Consider the following 21,288-nt stretch of genomic DNA (forward strand, 5'->3'; position numbering starts at 1 on the left):
ATCTAAAAAAGTAGATACTCTTTTTGCAATCAAAATTTCACTACAGTGTCTTTCAAATTTTCTTTGATTCTCTGTTTTTCATCTTCTGAAAAGCGATTTCCACTTAGCTCAAGCACAGCCAGGTGTTGAAATCCATTGAGGTTTTCTGGAAGTTTTTCAATGCCATTGTTTCTAAGAAGCAGCACTTTTAGTTCTGGGAGGTTTTCCAACCTTGAAGCAAGGTCATCAATCTTGAGTGTAGAATTCTTATCCAATACCAAACCATCAAGTTGCTTCATTTGCTGAAGGCCTACAGGAATAGTGCTAATCTCATTATCCTCAAGAACCAAAATCTTCAGGGTTGCCATCTTACTAAGTATGTCAAATGCCTTATTAAGATCTAAATTCGGATTTCCAGTTAGGTGAAGTTCCTGTAGCGCTTTCAAATCGGCTAATCTATCTGGAAGTGATTCAAGTCTATTCTGGCTGAGATATAGGAAGTCAAGATTTTCTATGGATAGCAAAACGTCCATTGCCATGTCCAGATCCAGCATAGGATTATCAGCTAAATCTAGTTCACGTAGGGCTGGTAGTTTTCCGAGTACCTGAGGTAGTTGCTTAAAGTCATTTCCCCGAAGATTTAATACTGCTAGATTATTTAAAGTTTGAAGACCATCTGGCAGTGATTCTAAGTTGTTATTCTCAACATTCAGGAGTGTTAGCTTAGTCAGTTCTCCCAATTTTGATGGAACATTCTTAAGGCTGCAATCTTTAATGTAAAGCTGATTTAAGTTCTTGAGTTGAACGACACGTATCAGCTTCTCATCATCTGGACAATTGACTTTCAAAGAAGTAGTCTGATCAGGATTTTTAAGAGCATCTTTGAGGGAGTTTGATTCTTGGCTTAATGAAGTGAAACAAGCCATAGATACAATCAAGCAAAAAATGAATTTCATCTGTTTTACGGTTTGGTAGGTATCTATAAGCAAACAAAATCCCTGCCATAGAATCGGTATAGATGGTACTTTAACAAAGACTTAATATTGCAAGCCCACTTATTGGCGATTATTCCATCCTCAAAGAATTGGTGGGATTTGCTTGTGCTGCTTTTATGGTTAGAGTACTAATCGTGATCCATGTTATCACTATTGTAAAAATCCCAGCACTAATGAATATCTCAAGTGGGACGTTTATTCTGTAGGCAAAATCTTGAAGCCATCTGTCCATTAAAAACCAGGCAATGGGACATGCCAAGGCGAATGAAAGAATAATAATTTTGACAAAATCTCTGGTTAGCAATAATAGGATACTAGATACGCTGGCCCCAACTACTTTTCGGATACAGATCTCCTTTGTTCTTAATGTAATGGTATAGGCAGAAAGAGACAATAAACCTACAATTGCAATGACGATACTAAGTCCGGAAAAGATTGAAAAAATGGCTGCCAATTTTTTATCGCTTTTGTAATTCAAGTCTAGAATATCATCTAAAAATCGATACGTAAAACTGCGATCTGGTACACTTTCATTCCATTTCTTTTCAAGGAGAGAGATTGTCTGATCAATGTTTGCACCGTTGATCTTTACCAGGATATAAGACATTCTTCCGTTGAAGACTTCATTACTCTGGATCACGAGAGGCTCAACTTCGTTTCTCAGCGATTGAAAATTGAAATTTTTTATCACCCCTTTTATTTTGAATGCTGATTTATTCAAAGATCCCTCATCATGAATAAGCATATTTAGTTTTTTTCCGATTGGATTTTCAATACCAAAACCCTCTAAAGCGGCCTGATTTATGATCACAGATTCTCTGTCATCGAATTGTTCAGAAAAGAACTCTCCTTCAATTAATTCGAATTGTAATACTTCCGCGACTCTATCACCTATCGGGACGCGCCGAATTGAATGCACGGTGGGAGAATTTTCAATGGTGTACTCATCAGACCATGTGCCTTGGCCTTGGACCCAGAGTGTTCCAGCGGTTTCCTTAACTCCAGGTATCGATCTGGCTTCTTCAAGAAAGGGACGGGTATAGTTTGCATCCATATGAAAAGTACCTTCTATTACGAGCAAGTGATCTTTATCAAATCCAAGATCCTTATTGCCTAAGTATTGAATCTGTTTTTGAATTACCAGAGCACATATAATGAGAATTATTGAAATCCAGAATTGAAATCCTACTAGTCCATTTTTTAAAAACGAGCCTTTTCTTGTAGTAGCATTGCCCTTTAAGGCAGCAACTGGCTTATATGCTGAAATAGCAAAGGCAGGATATAATCCTGAAATAAGTGAAACAAAAACAGTTACTAGCACTAAAATGGTTATCGAACTAAATGAAAATTCAAAATGGATAGCTGAGTCGAATAATGTATTAAAAAAGGGTATCAACCCAACCGTCAACATGGATGCTAAAACAACACCAATAAGACTTATTATGAAAGACTCAGAAAGAAATTGAAAAACCAGCTGATTTTTCTGCGAACCCATTACTTTTTTTATACCAACCTCACGTGCTCTTTCCATTGACCTGACTGTCGATAGATTCATGAAGTTGATGCTTGCAATAGTGAAGATGAGAAGAGTGACGATCATAAGTATATTAAGCACCCCCTGATTTCCTCCAGCTTTCATTCCATCATTTATTTCTGAATCAAGGTGAACAGAAGTCAGCGGCCGTAGAAAGTAGTTATATCCATTTCCTGCCGCCTTAAAATCATCCCAGGAGACATTATTTATTCGCTCAATTTCACCTGCCAGATATGTATCTATCATTGTGGGGAATTTGCTTTCTAAATCTACCGGACTCACGTTGGATTTGAGCTTGAAATAGCACATGGCATAGCGAAGGTTGAATGCCTCTTGACTAAACCACTTCACAGTAGTTGAAGAAACAATGTAAGAGAATTTGAAATGTGAGTTTGCTGGCGGGTCTTCACAAACACCCGTCACTACTGAACTTCTTCTTCCAATTTGAATCACTTGATTTAACGCATTTTCTTTCCCAAAGAAGCGTCGAGCAGTACTTTCGCTTAAAACGATACTATTTGGATTTTTAAGCGCTGAAGATCCATCTCCACTAATCATTTTAAAATCAAAAACCTTGAAGAAATTACTGTCTGCGATTAACACATGGTCTTCTAAAAAATTGGCCTGAACTGTACTATCATATTTTATGGAGACGTTTTGGTTTTCAAAAGGACCTGCAATAGCGGTAGCAATTTCGACTTCTGGAAAGTCGTGCAACATTGTTCCGACAAAAGAATATGGAACATTGCCATTGATCTCAGAACTCTCCGGAGATATGCGCTGTTCGACCATGCGATAGATACGACTCGAATCCCTAAAATCTTCATCGTATGAGTATTCATGCTGAACGAAAAGAGCAATCAGCATGCAGCTAGCAAGTCCAATAGCAAGTCCAAGCGAATTGATTATTGTATATCCCTTTTTCTTCCAAAGACTTCTACATGCAATTTTGAAGTTTATTTTATGCATGTACAATTATAACTATAATAATAGTAATAAAACTATAAAAATAGTTATTCAATTAATACACTTCGATCAACTGTCCATAAGGCACGCCGCCTGTTTGATTGTCAAGATCTTTGATTTTGGTAAATACGCTTCCGTCTTTAGAAATGGAGAAAATAACTCCCATATTGGAAGTTCCGCCAAACCTCGTCATGCCCCAGAGTTTATTGCCGCTTTCGTAGAGGTTGCCTTCTGGGAAGCGACCATTTTCGCAATCAAAATTGTGTATGCTAGAGTGGGTAGAATTAGATGGGTTGATAGTAAAGATTTCTCCACAATTGTTTGCTCCTCGGAGGGACATCATTCCCCAGAGTTTATTATCAAATTTTATCAAGTCGCCAAGAGTAGGATAGATCAAGTCGTGCACATTTTTGAAATTGGAGCCATCAGTGGAGATGCTGTATACATATCCTTCATTGTTTTTTCCACCTCTGGCAGTCATTCCCCAAAACTTGCCGTTCGCGAATACTAAGCCACTTTCAGGTTCACCTCCATCACTGTTAGTAAAATCATAAACCTTTTTAAAATTGCTGCCATCAAGATTGAGCTTAAATATCGTTCCTTTTCCGTATTGACCACCTCTTGATGTTACTCCAAAAAATTGACCATCATGGATTAAGAGGCTGTTCCTAGGGTTAGATCCATCTACTCGTTTTAGATCATAGATTTTTTGATATTTCATACCATTTAGATTGATGGTAAATATGACACCTGAATTTTCTAATCCTCCTTCATAGGTCATTCCCCATAGCTTACCATCATGCTCTACCAATTCCCCTTTTGGATTCATGCCATTGGTTCCATTGAAGTTATGGATCTCTGAATAATTACTTCCATCAACATTGATAGTGAAAATTGCTTTATTAGTCATCCCCCAGATCTTTCCATCGCTGTAGGTGAGGCTTGAAAATGGGTGACCTGTCGAACCATCAAAGTCATGGACTTTGGTGAATTTCGATCCGTTATTGGACAAATAAAATATGGTACCAGAGTTGTGTTTGCCTCCTTCTGAAGTTACTCCCCAAAGCTTTGCATTCTGGCCGAACACCAATTGAGCACAGAGCAAATGGAGTATTGCCAGGCGTATGGAATAATTTGTCATCTATCCTAAAACGGAGAAGTTATTGGCTTTGTTGATCATGCCAAATCTTCTAATAAATCATTCATCTCTCAATTGCTCAGCAGGATCTATTCGCATTGCCGTCAGGATTTTATTGCTGATAGTAATGAAGGTAATTAGAGATATAACAAGAGTCGGAAGCAAGAATAAGTCAATATTGATCTCAACCCGGTATGCGAAATTGTCTAACCAACTTTTCGCTCCAATAAATATGATAGGAATTGCGACTATTAAAGATGCAAGAAGTACCTGAACATACTCTTTTGAAAGGAGTTGAAAAAGTTGTTTGCTGTTGGCTCCTAGCACCTTCCTTATCCCAATTTCTTTCACTTTTTGAGATAGTGAATAGGCAATTAATGAAAGCAGACCTAAGCTTGATATGCTAATTGCGATAAGCGCCATGGTTCCAAAAATTTGACCAAATTGTTTCTCAGATTCATATAGTGAATTGAATTCATCATCAAGGAAAAAGTTGATATAGGGGTCCTTAGGATAAAGCTCATTGTAGGTGTTTTCAACCAAACCTAATGTTTGCTGAAGGTTTTCTGTATTGATTTTCAATGTGAAAAATGCGGGATAATTACTGATTGAATAAATGGTTGGTTCCACTGCATCATGGAGTGAATTCCAGTTGACATCTTTTACCACTCCATGAATCTTCATGGTATCCCAATTTGTAAGTACAAGGCTATAGTTTATTGCTTCGGCAGGAGAGGTGATATTGAAAGTTGCTAATGCGGTTTCATTTATTAAAACTCCCTCGTACTCTCGCATATCTTCACGCAAGTGATCACCTGCTAAGAGTTCTAAATCATACGTCTTTGAGAAGTGGTGATCAACTAGAATAACATCAGCCTGCATTTGACTATCGATCGGGTCACCCAGTTTTCTAGCACCACCAGACCAGACTTCTCCAGTACTGGGGACATTACTTGTCGCACTTATTGATTCAATACTTGAATGGCTTAAAAGTGTTTCTTTGAAGCGCTTTTCTTTGGTTACCATGACATCTCTCCCTTCTTCGATGACAGCTCTGGGGCCTTGTATCACAAATAGTTGATCGGTAGCGATACCCATCTCAGCATTTTTCATATAATTAACCTGGTTGTAAACCAGCCAAGTTGCAGCTACCAAAACCAAAGAAATGAGTAATTGAAAACCCATGAGGGATTTTCTTATGAGTAAGCCTTTTGATGTAGTGAGCATCTGGCTTTTCGCTAATCGAAGTGAACCCAACTTGATACTTAAGAGCGCTGGATATAGACCAGTTAGTAGACTGATCATTAAAAGAGCTATTACAGCGATCATCCAGAATTCCTGGTTTTGGATAAGTAAGAAATCCATTTCAATTCCGATAAGAGACTGAAGATTCGCACTTATCAAATAACAAACAATTAGAGAAACACCGAATGAGAATAAATTGAGAAGTAATGATTCAAATAGAAATTGCACAATCAGCTGTGGTTCATTTGCTCCAATAGCCTTTTTCAGTGAAACCTCGTCTTTCTTCTTAATTGCTCTTGCCGATGCTAGATTGATATAGTTAATACCGGCGACTATTAATACGACGATAGCCACAATCGAAAATGTCTGAAGATTGAGTGCATTCCCTTTGAAGAGTCCGCTATCTCCATCCAGAGCTGGATCTAAATAGATATTGCTAATTGGCTGGAAACTACTTTTTAGGGTTTCATCTCTTGAGGCCAAATCTTCACCAATGTTTCCTTTTATGATATCATCTACACGTGTTGCAAATGCTGAATGAGAGGTACCGCTTTCCAATTCGAAAAACGTATAAAAGTTTGACCAATGCCAATCATTATGTCGAGTATAAATTCCATAATGCGCAAGCATATATTCAAGTGGGATCAGATATTCGAAATCGAAGTGACTTCTTTTTGTGGTCTTCTCTAAAACTCCTGTAACAATAAAATCTCCGGTCAAGGCGCCGCCACTGATGTGTATCGTTTTTCCCATTGGATTTTCATCACCGAAATGCTTTATCGCAGCCTTTTTGCTTAATACGATACTATTTGGTTTGGAAAGAGCTTCAGATGCAATCCCCATTTCAAGAGGATAATTAAAGAAGTCTAAAAATGAATCTTCTACATAGTAGGCTCCGTAGGAAAAGACATTTTCAGATTTGTGGGATATGATTACTCCTTCATCAGCGAACATGGGTCGCACCCTCACCATATTTTTGACGCCAGCTAGTGACTCCTCAACTTCAGGGCCTAGGCCATTGTGAGTCATAGACTCAGTCCTTTTGAGTGTTCCTTCCTGAAAGAATGAATAGTTCGCTCTGAACTTGTTATTCACGTCAGAATGGAAATTATCTACTGACCTTTCGGCATCAATATATTGCCAAATCAAAAGGCTGACACTGATGGATAAAATCAGGCCAAACAGGTTGATTACCGTGTAGCTTTTCTCTTTCTTAAAGCTCCGAATAGTGATGAGTAAGTAATGTTTTAACATTCCGTAGTAATTCAGTTTTTTGGTTCCGGTAATTGGTCTAATTATTTCTGGTCGTAGCAGCTTCAATACCTCTAATGCAAAATGCCATCTTGAAGGTCTTTGATCAAACCTTTCGTTGAGATCCCCTTCGATATCTTCTCGATAGTCTGGGTGACAAAACCATCGGAAGAACTTAAGTGGATATTTAGGTGGCCGCTTATTCATTCCTCAACGCCTCAATAGGGTTAGCGCTAGCAGCACTAAATGATTTAATAATTGAAATAGATGCACCTAAAACAAGAGTTATGGCACCTCCAGCAATAAACATCCACGGAGATAATGGAATTTGATATTCGAAGGAATTGAGCCACTGATCCAAGAAGTAGTAGGAGAAAGGAACAGCCACAATAAACCCAGCCAAAATTAGGATGATAAAGCTCTTTGAAAATAGGAGTAGTATTTGAGTTACGCTAGCTCCCAAAACTTTTCTAACACCAATTTCTTTGGTTTTCTGGATGACCATAAATGAAACCAACCCAAGTAAACCGAGACATCCGATAAGGATGACTAACGTCGACAAGAATCTCAAACCTTTGAAAATGAGTTGCTCAATCACGTATTCATTGGCAATGGAGTCATCGAGGAAGTGGTAGCTAAATATTTGGTCTGGAAAAAGAGCTTTCCAAATCTCTTCACAGGCGATCAAACCGTCATAGGATGTGATTTTTATAGATGCCTGCCACCTCCAAGCTTCCCAATTCATAAGCACGACGGGTGTTATATCGTCTTTCAAGGACTGATTGTGGAAATCTTCTATTACTCCAACAATTGTTGCTTCTCCTTCATTGATTCTTAGCTTTTTATTTAAGGCTTCTTCAGGACTCCAGCCCATCGAACTTGCCATTCTTCTGTTGATTATGAATTCATCGAAACGGTTCTTATTGTCAATGAAATTTCGACCTGCAACAAGTTCCAAGGAGTACAATGAAAGATAATTGGGATCTGCAATTTTCATTTCAGCACTCAGACCTTCATTCTGATTTTGATGAGGTAATCGATAGGTAGTTCCAAGAGCAAAATCTTCAACTCCCATGGGAGGGCCAGATCCAATCGAAACGTCCTTGATATTGCTATTCTCTTGAAGCAATGAACCTAATAACTCAACTTTGTCAGCGCTAGGGACAGGTATCATTACAACCTGTTCTGAGTCGAAGCCAAGTGATTTAGTCTGAAAGTATTTCAGTTGTGCGCCCACAACGAGCGCTGCGATAATGAAGATTTGCACAAGCGTGAATTGCGTGAAACTCAATCCCTTTCTGAAACCAAGGCCTTTCATGGTACTTTTCAGCCCAAGGCTACTAATCTCTACAGGCTTGTAGGAAGAAAGGATATAGGACGGGTATATGGATGAAACTAAAACAGTAATGAAGCATATTCCTAAACCGATCACTAAATCTGTGAGTTGAAATGATAAATTCATACCAACGGTCTCAAGCAGTCTGTTAATTTCATCAAGAAGGATAACGGACATCATAAGCGCAATGCCCATTGAAATGAGCACCAGGATGGTATTTTCAATTAAAAATTGAGAAAGCAAGGCTGTTTTAGATCCACCGATTGCTTTTCTGATACCAACTTCTTTGGAACGTGTACTTGCTCTGGCTGTCACAAGGTTCACAAAATTTACAACTGCTATTAGCAAGATAAAAGCGGCAACTACCAGTGCCGTATTTAAGATCTCTTTTGAAATTTGATAGCCTTCTGGAGCTGCTCCATATTTTGTCTCTGTATGCATTTCTGCCAAAGGCTGAAGTTGGTAGGAAATGATTTGGTCATCCTCTTCTGATAAGTACTTCTTTTTCCAGTCATTTATTTTCGAAACCACTTGCTCTGGATCAGAAGATTGAGATAAAGTGATGAATGTAGTACCTCGATAATTCCCAGACCAATTGCTACTTGGATAAGGGTTGTTAACCCTGAAAAACTCGTAAGAAACCAGCATATTTCCTTTCAATGTGCTATTCGATGTTGGGTTCTTGATTACACCCGAAATAATCAAAGGATCTTTGTTGTTTAGAAGTAAGGTTTGTCCAATTGGGTAAGAAGGATCAAAATTTTCACCAAAACATTTCTTTGCTATCCGCTCAGAAATAACCACCGAATTCGGTCCCGTAAGGGCAGTCTTGGGATCCCCAGAGATCCATTCAAAATCAAAAATGGCGGGATATCGATGATCTACAAACAGCACATGGTCTTCCTCGAATCTAACTACGTTAGCACTTTGACCTTCAAGCATGAAAAGGCGCTTCATTGGCCCTGCAGTTTGAGTGACATCCGCAAAGTCTGGGAAGTCGCTTCTTAAGGCTGCTGCAAGAGGGTAAGCTGTTGTGTTCCAGTAAAGTTCTGCATCTGCTCGTTGAGTATGCTGCACAACTCGATAGGTTTGCTCAGAACGTTCATGATAACTATCAAAACTGGTTTCGTAGCGGAAAAAAATTAACGCTGCAAGGCATACGGCTACTCCCGTTGATAGCCCAGCAATATTTATAAATGCGTTGGATTTGTCTCTCCAGATATTCCTCCAACCAGATTTTAAATGATGTTTAAACATGCCGTAATAGTTAAGATTCGTTGATCCTTCGAAGTTTTTAATGATACCTGGCCGCAACAGCTTAATAACTTCAATCGTAAAAAACACTTTGGATTGACGTTGCTCAAACCTTTCCAACAGATCGCCCTCGATGTCTTCGGCAAACTCTGGATTGCAAAACCATCGAAAGAATCTGAGTGGATATTTTGGTGGTTGTTTATTCACTTCTCAAAGAATGACTTGGATTAACTTTAGCAACTTTAAGTGTTTGCATTGTTGTGAGAAGCGCCGCACATCCAACAATGAGCAATCCGCTTAAAATAAATAATGAAGGCTCTCTGGAGATTCTATATGCGTATGCTTCCAAAAACTGTGCTGATGAGATATATCCTACAATGGCACCAATGGTAAGTCCAATTAGGATAAGCCATACATAGTTCTTTAGTAGAAGTTGAACAATTTGTCTTTTAGAAGCCCCAACTACTTTTCGTATTCCTATCTCCTTTTGCTTAATCTTAATAGAATATGAGACCGATGCGAACAGTCCAAATAGAGCTATAATAACTCCCAACCCTGAGAAAAGCGTGACCACTGTACCAAGCTTTTCATTTTCTGCATATTGTCTATCAAACTCTTCATCTACAAAGAAATAGTCTAATTCGGTGTAAGCATTTAATTCATTCCACATAGCAGATATTGCTTTGATAGCATCATACTCAAAGCCTTCGGCCACTTTGATTGCCAGTGTATTCCCCAATGAGCTGTATCTTATGAAAATAGGTTCGATTTCTTCCTTTAGAGAGCTGTAATTGAAGTCCTTAACAACGCCGATCACCTTTTGAGGCTTTCCGCTGCCACCACTCAGTAAGTATTTATCAGTTAGGTCTTTCCAGCCATATACCTTCATGGTGGCCTCATTGATTAAGGCACAGTTTTGATTTTTACCATCTGTGAAATTCACACCTGCAACAAGCTCAATTTCCATTGTTTCCAAATAGTTGTGATCGATCCAGAGCTGCAAAAGAGAATGTTCTTGATTGTCTTTATCTGTAAAGCTGTTGTAATTTCTATTGTACTTTCCAGGTACTTTTTCTGATGATGAAACTGATTTAATGAAGCTTTCTTTCTCTAGCTCATTTTGCAATACCTGTAGCTTTTTCATCGATTCTTCTGGGTTTTTGAACATCTCTTCCCACATTGTTACTGCAATGACGTTCTTACCGCTAAAGTTTTTGTCTTTTGACTTCATATAATCTACTTGGCTCCAAATAACGAATGACATCAACAGTAGAAAATATGAACATGCAAATTGAACTACTAATAGAGGTTTCCTTACCCACTTCCCTGACCTGCCTTTCCCCAACTGTTCTTTAAGTGATTGAATGATATGAACTCGGGTAAATAGCAATGAAGGAAAGAACCCGGATAAAAATGCAATGAAGAAGCATAGACTGATTAGTGCTAATAACACCTCAACCTCTAGTAATAGATTTTGATCAATACCAAATTCGAAGTAATTGGCGATATAAGGAGTAGTAAGAAATACTACTATGATAGCAATAGCCATTGCGATTAAAGTGACCAGTAAGCTTTCAGTAAAAAATTGTACTACTAGCTGACCTTTTGACGAACCTAATGTCTTTCTGACACCTACCTCTCTAATTCTTCCCAATGAATGCGAAACAGTAAGGTTTACAAAATTGATAACAGTAACCAGCAGAATGATAAAAGCAATTGCTGTGAGAACCAAACCAACTTGGCTACCATCGTTGAACCGTGCATATTCACCTTCTAATGGGAATAAATGTAAACCCCATTCTTTGCGATCTTTTAAAAAATGTTTGTTAGTAAAATCAGAAAATTTACTCTCAACGTAAGTTTTTTCGATTTCAGGTTGCAGTTCTACAAATCCCACATTAAAAGTATTGTACCAATTGCCTACTTTATCTTCATCTAACCACTCAGGTGCGTTCTCCCAAGAAGTCAATGCGCTGAATGTTAATGTCGAATTTGAAGGAGGATCTTTAAGGATACATACCACAGTAAACAACTGATCTTCATCAATTCGCCGGATAGTTTTACCCAAAGGATTTTCGTAGGCAAAAAGCTCATTTGCAAGTGTTTCAGTGATGGCGATTTTGTTGATACTTAAGGCCTCTTCTAAGCTTCCTTTTATTGCAGGAAAGTCAAACATTTTGGCAAAGTCTTTATCTACCAAATGGAATTCACTTTTCACCACCTTTTCGCCATTTTCCAGGAGCAAATAATTTCCAAAAAAGCGAGTGGAACGAATTATTTCAGGATACTCATCTTTCATCAAAGGGGTTTGGGGTGTGACAATCATATCACTGGTTCCTCCTTCCGGGTGCTTATTTCCTACCCTATAAATATTTTCATGTTTTGAATGAAATTCATCATAGCTGGATTCATGATGAATGATCATTACCAAGATAGAAACAGCAGCAAGTCCAAAGACTAATCCCATGATATTCGTGATTGAGTACCCCTTGTACTTAAGTAAGTTTCTCCAACTTGTTTTGATATGAATTATTGACATAGTATCCAAAAATTTAAGTTGTGGTTTCCGCATCATAGATGGACGGAAAAGCCTTAAAACATCTTTAATTAGAAGCCACTTTGCGAGCTTATTTTCATTTAATCTTTTTTCAAACCGTTCCAACAGATCACCTTCGACGTCTTCTGCAAACTCTGGATTGCAGAACCATCGAAAGAATCTGAGTGTATATTTTGGTGGTTGCTTATTCATCTCTTAATGACTCAACCGGATTTGCCAAAGCGGCACTTATGGTTTTAAAACTCATAGTGATAATCGCAACCAATAGCGTAATGCACGAAGCGAGTACAAAAATTTTCCAATCGATTGAAACCTGATATGCGAAGCTCTCTAGCCATCTGCTCATGACGTACCATGATATCGGTATTGAGATGATTAATGAAACCAAGAATAGCTTTACAAAGTCTACGGTGAGAAGAGATACGAGCCTAGGAACAGAGGCACCCAGTACTTTTCTAACACCTATTTCCTTACTTCTCTGCGTCGTACTATAGATGGTCAGTCCAAAAAGGCCAAGGCATGCTACAAACACTGCAAAGCCTGAGAAAACTGAGAAAACGTTCCCAAATCGCTGATCTGTTTCATACTGCTCATTGAAGTTAGTGTCGTTGAAATAAGCAACGAATGGATGATAAGGAACGACATCATTCCACAACTCCTCCAACTCCGCAAGTGATCGACTATAGTCTTTTGATTTTAATTTGAGTGACAATCTAGAAGTAGACCATTTGGTTGAATACCTTAAAGCAAGTGGTTCAACACTGTTATGAAGAGAGACATAGTTGAAATCTGATACGACACCGATTACTACTCCCTCTCTTCCCCATTGAGAGAATTTCTTTCCTATAATATCTTCTGGATTCGGATATCCAAAGAGCTTGGCGCATGCAGCATTAATCACAAGTGAGGAAGTCGAGTCCGTCGGAAATTCTTTTGAGTAATTTCTTCCTGCAACAATTTCCATGTCATAGGTTGGAATAAAATCCTCATCTACTTCATAGATCGCCGGATCATTGAAAACTAACTCTCCAGTAGTCGGGTCTGGAATGCCTGTACTTCCATTGGGGAAAAATTCTCCTGGAGTAGCTCGTGAAGCACTAGCTGAGGCAACTGCACTATGTTGAGCAAATGCTTCTTTTACTGTTGCGATATTACGTTGGACGCGAGCATCCCATGCATAGTCAATTACCAATACTTGTTCAGAATCAAAGCCTTTTTCATGGTCTTTCAGGAACTGTAGCTGATTGTAGACTACCAATGTCCCAACAAGCAAAATGATTGAAAGTGAAAATTGAAGCACTACCAAAGACTTTCGTAGCCAGATGCCTTCAGAAGAACTTTTAAATGAACCCTTGAGCACTTTAGTCGGCTTAAATTTAGATAAGATAAAGGCAGGGTAGCTTCCAGTGATAATGCCTAGAATCAACATAGTTCCAATGAATAGTAAAACCGCGCTTGGTTCGAATAACCATTCAATAGGGAGGGTTTTATCTACCAATATTTCAAGATAATGGTGACCAAAAATCACAAGAGCAACGCCAATAATACCTGCAAGGAATGTAAGTAGTACTGACTCTACAAGAAACTGTAAAATCAATGCAGCTCGATGTGAACCTATGGTTTTTCGTATTGCTACTTCTTTAGCACGTTCTACTGAGCGTGCCGTTGATAGGTTCATAAAGTTTATGGAGGCAATTATTAAAACAAAAATTGCTACAGAGACGAAAAGGTAGATGTTGTTTTTGTTGCCAACTGGTCCTGGTTGTCGGCCAGCTTCAGAATTTAAGTATGCCTTCGATAGTGGTTCAAAAGATATGGTATACCCTTTCACTTCGGCATGCTTGATAAACTCAGGTATCTTTTCTGTCATTGCATCAATGCTAGCATTTTCGTTGATGGTGAAGTAGGAATAAAAGTCTACGTAGCCCCATGCTTCGAAAATTTGCTCTCGAAAATTTCGGAATGTGCTCATTGACATCATTGCATCAAATGAGATATGTGAATTGCTAGGTATTTCATATACTCCTGTCACTTGCATTGGATCTTCGGCGTCCATCATCAAGGTTTTCCCCATTGGATCTTCATCACCAAAGACTTTCTTAGCCATTTCCGAAGAAATCACGATCGAATTTGGCCCAATAAGACAGGTTTTGGGATCACCTATCAGTTTCCAATCAAATACTTCGAATGCATTGGAGTCTGCAAATACGATGTTCTTTTCCTGAAATCGTACTGATCCGTATTCAAGTAACCATGCCTTAGGACTTGAAAAACGAAACATGTTTTCAATTTCAGGATAATAGTCCTTGAGTTCGGGTCCTACTGGTGCATTTCCCCAAACTTGGTGCTCAGAAATTGGGAATCGTTTCTCCGGATCAAATTCTTCTGTACCGAAGTAATGCAGTACACGATAGATGCGGTCATATTTGGTATTGTAGGTATCATATGACAGCTCATTTTTGACATAGATGAGAATCAAAATACACGAGGCGATGCCTACTGCTAGTCCTGAGACGTTTAGCGATGAGAAAACTTTTTGTCTCAATATGGATCTTAGTCCTACTTTAAAATAATTATTGATCATGCCGAAATAATTTAGTTTTTGACTGCCTGTGATTGGCTTTATGATACCTGGACGAAAGAGTTTGATTACGTCCAGTACAAAGAGCCATCCGGCGGATTTATTTTCATTAGTCCTTTTTTCAAATCGCTCCAGAAGGTCACCTTCTATGTCTTCCGCGCAGAGCGGATCACAAAACCATCGAAAGAACCGCAAGGCCCAATGAGGAGGAGCTTTCATGTTTTTATTGCTCATTTAATAGCTAAACTTCACCACAAACTCTGGCACAGCATTCCATAGTCCTAATCGCTGCTCCTTGGTTTCTTGTAAGATGTTTTTGCCTGTTGAGGTCAGGTGAAAAAATCGCTTTCGCTTACCACCTCTAACTTTGGTCGCTTCGCCCATTTCAGAAGACAGGTAGCCTTTTTTCTCAAGTCTGCGAAGTACGGTTTGTAGCGCACCGATACTCACCTTCCGGTTAAGTCGCTGTTCCATTTCCTCGATGATCGCAAATCCATAAGCGTCATCAGTGAGAATAGCTACAGTAAGCATCACCACTTCTTCGAATTCTCCTAATTGATGTTTTCCCATTTTATTGATATTTACCTCAAATGTAGTAATAATAATTTCTTTATACCTTAATTGTAGTTTTAATGTTACGTTTAGGGTGAATATTTTTCGAAAAACACTTCTGAGACATAAAAAAAAGCCACCTTTTTAGGTGGCTCTTCGATTTTGCTGCCTTAGCCCTAAACTTGGGCTTTCTGGACAATCCAATAGCCTTACAGAATGGGCTCTTGAAAACAAATTGGTGTTAAACAACCTTTGAGGCATCTGCCATGTGTAGTCTCCATTACGTTTTAGCTTATTAAGATTGAAGCCGAGCACGATCTCTCAAAATACTGGATACTTTCGTGGAAAATTTCAACTTTACCAATGAAAAAACTCACTTTACTGGCAATCTTGGCAATTGGTATTGCCTGTCAGCCAACGAACCAACAAGAAACAACTGAGGAGTCTGCTCCGGTATATGAAGCGCCGGCTCATCACTCTGAGTCTTTAACTAAAGTACTGGATGCACACGGAGGATATGAGCAATGGTCATCATTGAAATCACTGTCTTATCTAAAAGGTGAAGAGACAACAGTTACAAATCTTCAGAACCGAAAGATTAGACTTGAATCACCTAGCCAAACCATCGGATTTGATGGAAATGAAGTTTGGGTTTCGCCAGATTCTTTGGACGTAAGCAGGGCTAGATTTTATCACAATTTATTTTTCTACTTCTACGCCATGCCGTTCGTAGTTGGCGATCCTGGAGCATTTTATGAGGATCTAGAGCCGAAAGAACTAGCGGGAAAAACATACAATGGAGTGAAAGTATCTTACAATGCTGGCGTCGGAGATGCGCCTGATGACAATTACATCATTTGGTATGATCCGGAAACTGGCAAGATGGAATGGCTAATGTATACCGTGACTTATAGAAGCGGTGAGCCGAGCGATAGATATAGCTTGATAAAGTATGATGGATGGACAGAATTTAGCGGGGTTGTGCTACCCACATCTTTGCAATGGTTTACCTATGAAAATGAAAATGTAGGAGAACCTAGAGGTGAAGCCACTTTATTCCAGAACGTTGCATTGTCGACTGAAGCTCCGGATGAGAACCTTTTTGCAATGCCTGAAAATGCTGCTATTGCACCACTAAATAGCGGAGGGAATTAAGATTTTATTCATTTTTTCTTCAGTAAAGCCAGCTAGCGATAGTTGGCTTTTTTATTGTATGAGTGTATCGTGAAAACCAGCTCTTTTCCATTGATGATCTTGAAATACCCATAGATTGGTGACTCTGAAAGATTTGTCAAACGGCTCATCATTTTCAACCCCTCTGCTTATAATCTTTGCTGTGACTAAAGCGGTGTTTTCGAATAATTCAACAGAGTATTCTTCCATATTATATTCGCTTACCCGAATTAAGCCCTTTTCTAATTTCTCTCGGCGCGATTTCATGTATGAAAGCCACTTTTCTTTACCGAAAGATTTCCATGAGCTATTGGTATGCACATAATTTTCGGTGATCATGGATGCCAGTTTGGTCGTATCTCCAATTTCAAAAGCAACATTAAATTCCTCAATTGCAGCTGAGAGCTCATCCAATGAAGGTTTAGATTTTTCCGAACATCCGATAGTAAAAAGCAGTAGAAATAATGCGGACAGTAGTTTCATTTATCTTTGAATTATATCACCTTAATTTTATGAAGAAAGTATACCCCTTTTTAATCCTTTTTGTTACCCTTTGTTTTTCAGCTGTTGCCCAAGATGGTAAATCTCCCATGGATGACTTACCAGATTATATAAGTCAGCTAACACATTTTGGTCAAAGAGCAGATTGGTCACATGATGGCAAGCGTATCCTTTTTATTGAGAAAACTTTTGGAGATGTATTCGAAGTTGAGGTTTCGTCGGGTAAAATTCGACCGATGACACATCACTTCTTTCATGAAGGCTTCGTGAGAGCACTCTATTTGTCCAATGGAGATATACTTTTATCGGGGTCTAAAAATTTTGATTCCAATGATCCATGGAAAAGTAGGGATGCAAGAAATACAGAATTATGGGTGTTGAAAAGTGACCTCAAATCTCCACCAACTCCATTGGGTGTGCATTGTAAGGAAGGTCCTGCCGTTTCGCGAACTAAAATGAAAATCGCATGGGCGTTGGGCTCATCGATTTATACTGGCGAGATTACTTATGATGGGGGTAAACCAAAATTGAAAAATTGGAAGCCACTATTTCAATCTGCAGATCTCCCATCTCCAGCAAAAGGATGGGATTTGGAGACTCAAAACTTTAGACCTAATAGTGAAAATGAGCTCATATTTTATGCTTTTGGCGGCAATTTCGGTTTTCAGGCAGAAGTACTTGGATATGATATGGAAAAGAGAGTTTTCATAAATTATTCTAAAAGTGAATCTACGTACGATGAGGCCGAAGGCACATTTCCAGATGGCTTAAGTCTTTTGGTTGAAAGCAACAGACACAGACCCAAGTACAAAGGGATGAAAGAATTTCTCACGTTGGATCTTTACAAAATGAAGATGGATGAATCGGGTGAAGTAGAGCGGATAACATATTTCAACGACAATCCAGAATATAAGGCTTCCAATGGAGTTATTAGTGACGATGGCCGGTACATGGCATTCCAATATGCTCATGCCGAAGACCCAGCGGGGAAAGGTCGAGGGATTCTAATCTTAGACCTTCAGAAATGGGAAAGAAAAAAGGGAAAGCGTTAGCCTTCCCTTTGGTACTATTTTTAATTGAAGCTACTCTCCGACCATTACGAAAGCACCCCAATAGTATGGTTTTTTATACTTTTCTCTCAACTTTTTCTGAGCAGCATTAAACGCCACTTGCTTATTGCCATGAGATAGCCATTCGTTATAAAAAGTTGTCATTAGCTCTTGTGTGGCATTATCATCAACCGTCCACATAGACATAATTACAGCGTCAGCACCAGCAATTTGAAATGCTCGCTGAAGTCCGTAAACGCCTTCGCCATTTTTTATTTCACCTAGGCCTGTCTCACATGCCGAAAGTACCACGACATCTGTTTTATCCAGATTCATATTCATGGCTTCATAAGCAGTTAAGATACCATCATCACCATTTGCTTCAGAAGCAATCTCGCCTGTTGAAATGAAGTTATTGGCTCCTGCCAAAATTAATCCAGATCGAAGCAAAGGATTCTGAACGTATGAATCTGCATCTGCTGTTTCTTCTTCCTCACTTTGCTCAAGGAAGAACCCATGAGTCGCAATATGTAGAATGTTCGGGCTGTTAACGCCTTTCACCGTTCCTTCTAAAGCATCATCTAAAAAGTAGGTATCCCTTACTCGATTGCTGTTATTGTACAGGCTATCAATAAGTTCTACTTCTTTTTTGGTTCCAGGAAGCATGCCTAAACCATTGAAAGACCTCATATAGCGTACAAGATTTCCTCTTACTCCTCTTGGGATAGCTGCACCTCTTGAAAGTTCATCTTTTCCAGATCCACTTCGCATGCCGCGATCAGCACCTCTCACTCCTCGAATTCCCCTGTTGTCAGCATCATCGTCGTTTAAATTTTCACCCAAGTTGTACTGAGGATATCCAAAAAATACACTTCTTCCACCTGCTTCATAGGTGTCGCGCTCTTTCAAAATATCTTTTGTATTTGTTACCAAAGCAAGATCAATCTCATTCAACAGGTAATCCTTAGACTGAGGATTTTGTAGGGTATAAATACTAATTTGATTGTAGACTCCATCTGGAGCAAAGTAAATTTTGCTGATACCATCCAGCCTTCGTGCTATTGGTTCCCAAAACAGCTTGTAGCTATAGTTTTCTGAGATTTTGTATTTGATTGCATTACGATAATTGGCCAAATACTTCTTCTCCATATTCGCTCCATTTCTAAGAATAACCATTTCTGGATGATCTTCTGTGTCATGTCTGACAATCATGGCTGCATAGTGCACCTCATCTGTAAATACCCCTGCTGAATCTGTAGTAAAATCGCGATATCTTACAATTTCTACTGCTGCTTCACCTTCGGTGAGTTTATCTCTAATGTCTTTCCAAGAAATAGACTTGTTGGCAAAATTTTCGCCGAATGTTTGCGAAGATTTACTAAGCTCTTCTTCAAGTTTATTTGAAGCATTCGTTAGCGAATCTATCTTTCTGTTCCTTTCAGCTAGCTCGAGATCTGTTGCACTAAAAAGCTTTGCTAGTTGTTCTTTTTGACTAATCCATTGTTCGAATTTCGTGATAAGAACCTCATCTCCACTCGCAAGGATACTCTCACGAACCTTTGACGTAGCATACATTATCAGGCCTTTCAGCGAAAGTTGATAGTCATAGATCTCGCCCAGTAGTTCCTTATCCTCGCTTGAAGTCTCTTCTATAAATGAAACATACTGTTCAAACGCTGGTCTGAGATTTGTGTAGTAGAAAGTAGCTTTCTCTTCTTCAGTTAATACTGGGAAAAATGTGTTTATTTGGTTGAAATAATTGTCAAAAGTTTCCATATAGAATTTTAGGGCCTCTTTCGTATTTCCTTGTTTCCAGTTGATAATCGCCAACTGCTTGGAGCTTCTCGCAAAATAAGGATGTTTGTCACCGAGCGATTTTTTTCTAATGTTATAAGCTCTTTCTGCCAGTGGGATTGCCTTGTCTACTTCCTCATATCCAAGGTGCGCATTAGCTAGGTTGAAGTATGGGAATGCAGTTTCAGGGTGGTCTTCTCCCAGTGAAGCTTCATAGGTTTTAATAGCCTTTTGCCCATAATCAAGCGCTTGATCAATGTAACCTCTCTTGGTATTTAATAGAGAAAGGTTGTTTTGGACTCTACCGTAATCGATACTTTCCTCGCCTCCACTTGCAGCGAAGACCTCCAGCGCTTCTAAATGCAATTTTTCTGACTCGGCATATTGTCCATCGTATAGGTAGGTTAGACCGAGATTCAACAGGCTTAAACCATACGTGAAAGACTCTTCGCCATAATATTCTTTGTCTTGCTCAAGGATTTTTTGCTGAAGCTTAGTGGTGCGTTCATAATCGCCAAGATTGAAATACACCAGTGCCAAATTGTTTTCTACACCAGCAATTGCATCTTCATTTTCTCCTTGCATTCGATTTAACACATTGAGCGCCTGATCAAAAATTTCTTCAGCCTCAGGCAGCTTACCTTTTTCCATGTAAAGAACCCCTAAGCTATTTAGCGTTGAAGCGTATTCAAATGTGGCTTCTAATCCATTTTCTTCGAAAGTTTTGATACCCTTATTTAAGTTCTTTTCTGCCTTTTTGAAAGAACCTTCAATAGCAAAAGCATCTCCACTCCATTTGTATGAAACACCTTCTTCAACGGTATTTTTTTCGACTTCTTTTTGAATTTCCTGAGTGACTACAAGCCCCTTCTCTACTTGTTCTGTTTGAAGGTAGAGTTCAATAAGTGCTTTGGAAGAATCAAAATACTCGGCACTTGCCTTTCCATAACTCTCAACATCAGATTCGCGAATTGAAATCAAGAATTGCTCAGCCTCTCCATAGTAGCCTAGTTCCGTTTGGAGAGTTGCCATGTTGTAAAGCAGATCTTTGTTATCACCATCAGGTTCTATTTTTCTTCTCAGTTCCAACTCTAGACTATAGAAATCTAATGCTGTCTGATAATCTGATAATTCATAATCGTAAGCTTCAGCTAGAAATGAATACATATTAGCTGCTACGGTGTCTTCTTGTGTAAGGAAGGTCTCTTTTATTTCCTCTTCCCTATCCAGAATAGTGTTGTAGTCATAGTCTAAATATGCGTCATCTAGCTTGTAATAAAGTTTTTCTGCCTTTTTGCTTTCAAAAGCATATTGCGAAAAAGCGGAAGTGCATATTGTCAGTAATAATACGGTCTGCAGAAGTTTCATGTGTATAATCTTTTG

General features: G+C 38.9%; 12 protein-coding genes. 2 read left to right on the forward strand and 10 right to left on the reverse strand.

Going from position 1 to position 21,288, the window contains the following annotated elements; translation table 11 throughout:
* Positions 1-29: 29 nt before the first annotated feature.
* From ACY650_RS09445 to ACY650_RS09480, 8 genes are all read right to left on the reverse strand, one after another.
* Positions 30-935 carry a leucine-rich repeat domain-containing protein gene (locus ACY650_RS09445; RefSeq protein WP_462254079.1) on the reverse strand — a complete coding sequence of 302 codons (906 nt, stop codon included), beginning with the start codon at positions 933-935 and terminating at the stop codon, positions 30-32.
* Positions 936-1,044: 109 nt separating this feature from the next.
* Entirely contained in the window at positions 1,045-3,477 is a 2,433-nt protein-coding gene (locus ACY650_RS09450) for an ABC transporter permease (RefSeq protein ID WP_462254081.1), read from the reverse strand.
* A 52-nt stretch (positions 3,478-3,529) separates the two neighbouring features.
* Positions 3,530-4,615: a choice-of-anchor tandem repeat GloVer-containing protein gene (locus ACY650_RS09455; protein WP_462254083.1), complete on the reverse strand. Its 1,086-nt coding sequence runs from the start codon at positions 4,613-4,615 to the stop codon at positions 3,530-3,532.
* 57 nt (positions 4,616-4,672) lie between these two features.
* Entirely contained in the window at positions 4,673-7,315 is a 2,643-nt protein-coding gene (locus ACY650_RS09460; RefSeq protein ID WP_462254085.1) for an FtsX-like permease family protein, read from the reverse strand.
* Entirely contained in the window at positions 7,308-9,905 is a 2,598-nt protein-coding gene (locus tag ACY650_RS09465; protein ID WP_462254087.1) for an ABC transporter permease, read from the reverse strand. Before ACY650_RS09465 ends, ACY650_RS09460 begins: the two co-directional genes overlap by 8 nt.
* Positions 9,898-12,447, reverse strand: a complete 2,550-nt coding sequence (locus ACY650_RS09470; RefSeq protein ID WP_462254089.1) for an FtsX-like permease family protein — start codon at positions 12,445-12,447, stop codon at positions 9,898-9,900. Before ACY650_RS09470 ends, ACY650_RS09465 begins: the two co-directional genes overlap by 8 nt.
* Positions 12,440-15,070, reverse strand: coding sequence for an ABC transporter permease (locus ACY650_RS09475; RefSeq protein WP_462254091.1), 2,631 nt, complete (start codon positions 15,068-15,070; stop codon positions 12,440-12,442). Before ACY650_RS09475 ends, ACY650_RS09470 begins: the two co-directional genes overlap by 8 nt.
* On the reverse strand, positions 15,071-15,406 hold the full coding sequence (locus ACY650_RS09480) for a PadR family transcriptional regulator (RefSeq protein ID WP_462254093.1): 336 nt from the start codon (positions 15,404-15,406) through the stop codon (positions 15,071-15,073).
* A gap of 345 nt (positions 15,407-15,751) precedes the next feature.
* On the opposite strand from ACY650_RS09480, the gene ACY650_RS09485 reads away from it, so the two are divergent.
* Positions 15,752-16,543, forward strand: a complete 792-nt coding sequence (locus ACY650_RS09485) for a DUF6503 family protein (protein WP_462254095.1) — start codon at positions 15,752-15,754, stop codon at positions 16,541-16,543.
* Positions 16,544-16,594: 51 nt separating this feature from the next.
* Here ACY650_RS09485 and ACY650_RS09490 read toward each other — a convergent pair whose 3' ends face one another.
* On the reverse strand, positions 16,595-17,044 hold the full coding sequence (locus ACY650_RS09490) for a nuclear transport factor 2 family protein (RefSeq protein WP_462254097.1): 450 nt from the start codon (positions 17,042-17,044) through the stop codon (positions 16,595-16,597).
* Positions 17,045-17,073: 29 nt separating this feature from the next.
* Between ACY650_RS09490 and ACY650_RS09495 the strand changes: the two genes are divergently transcribed.
* Positions 17,074-18,114, forward strand: coding sequence for a TolB-like translocation protein (locus tag ACY650_RS09495; RefSeq protein WP_462254099.1), 1,041 nt, complete (start codon positions 17,074-17,076; stop codon positions 18,112-18,114).
* A 30-nt stretch (positions 18,115-18,144) separates the two neighbouring features.
* Here the strand turns inward: ACY650_RS09495 and ACY650_RS09500 are convergent, their stop codons facing one another.
* Complete coding sequence (locus ACY650_RS09500) at positions 18,145-21,273, reverse strand: CHAT domain-containing protein (protein WP_462254101.1); 3,129 nt, start codon at positions 21,271-21,273, stop codon at positions 18,145-18,147.
* Between the last annotated feature and the right edge of the window lie 15 nt (positions 21,274-21,288).

The organism is Ekhidna sp., from assembly GCF_963691765.1.
Lineage (GTDB): Bacteria > Bacteroidota > Bacteroidia > Cytophagales > Cyclobacteriaceae > Ekhidna.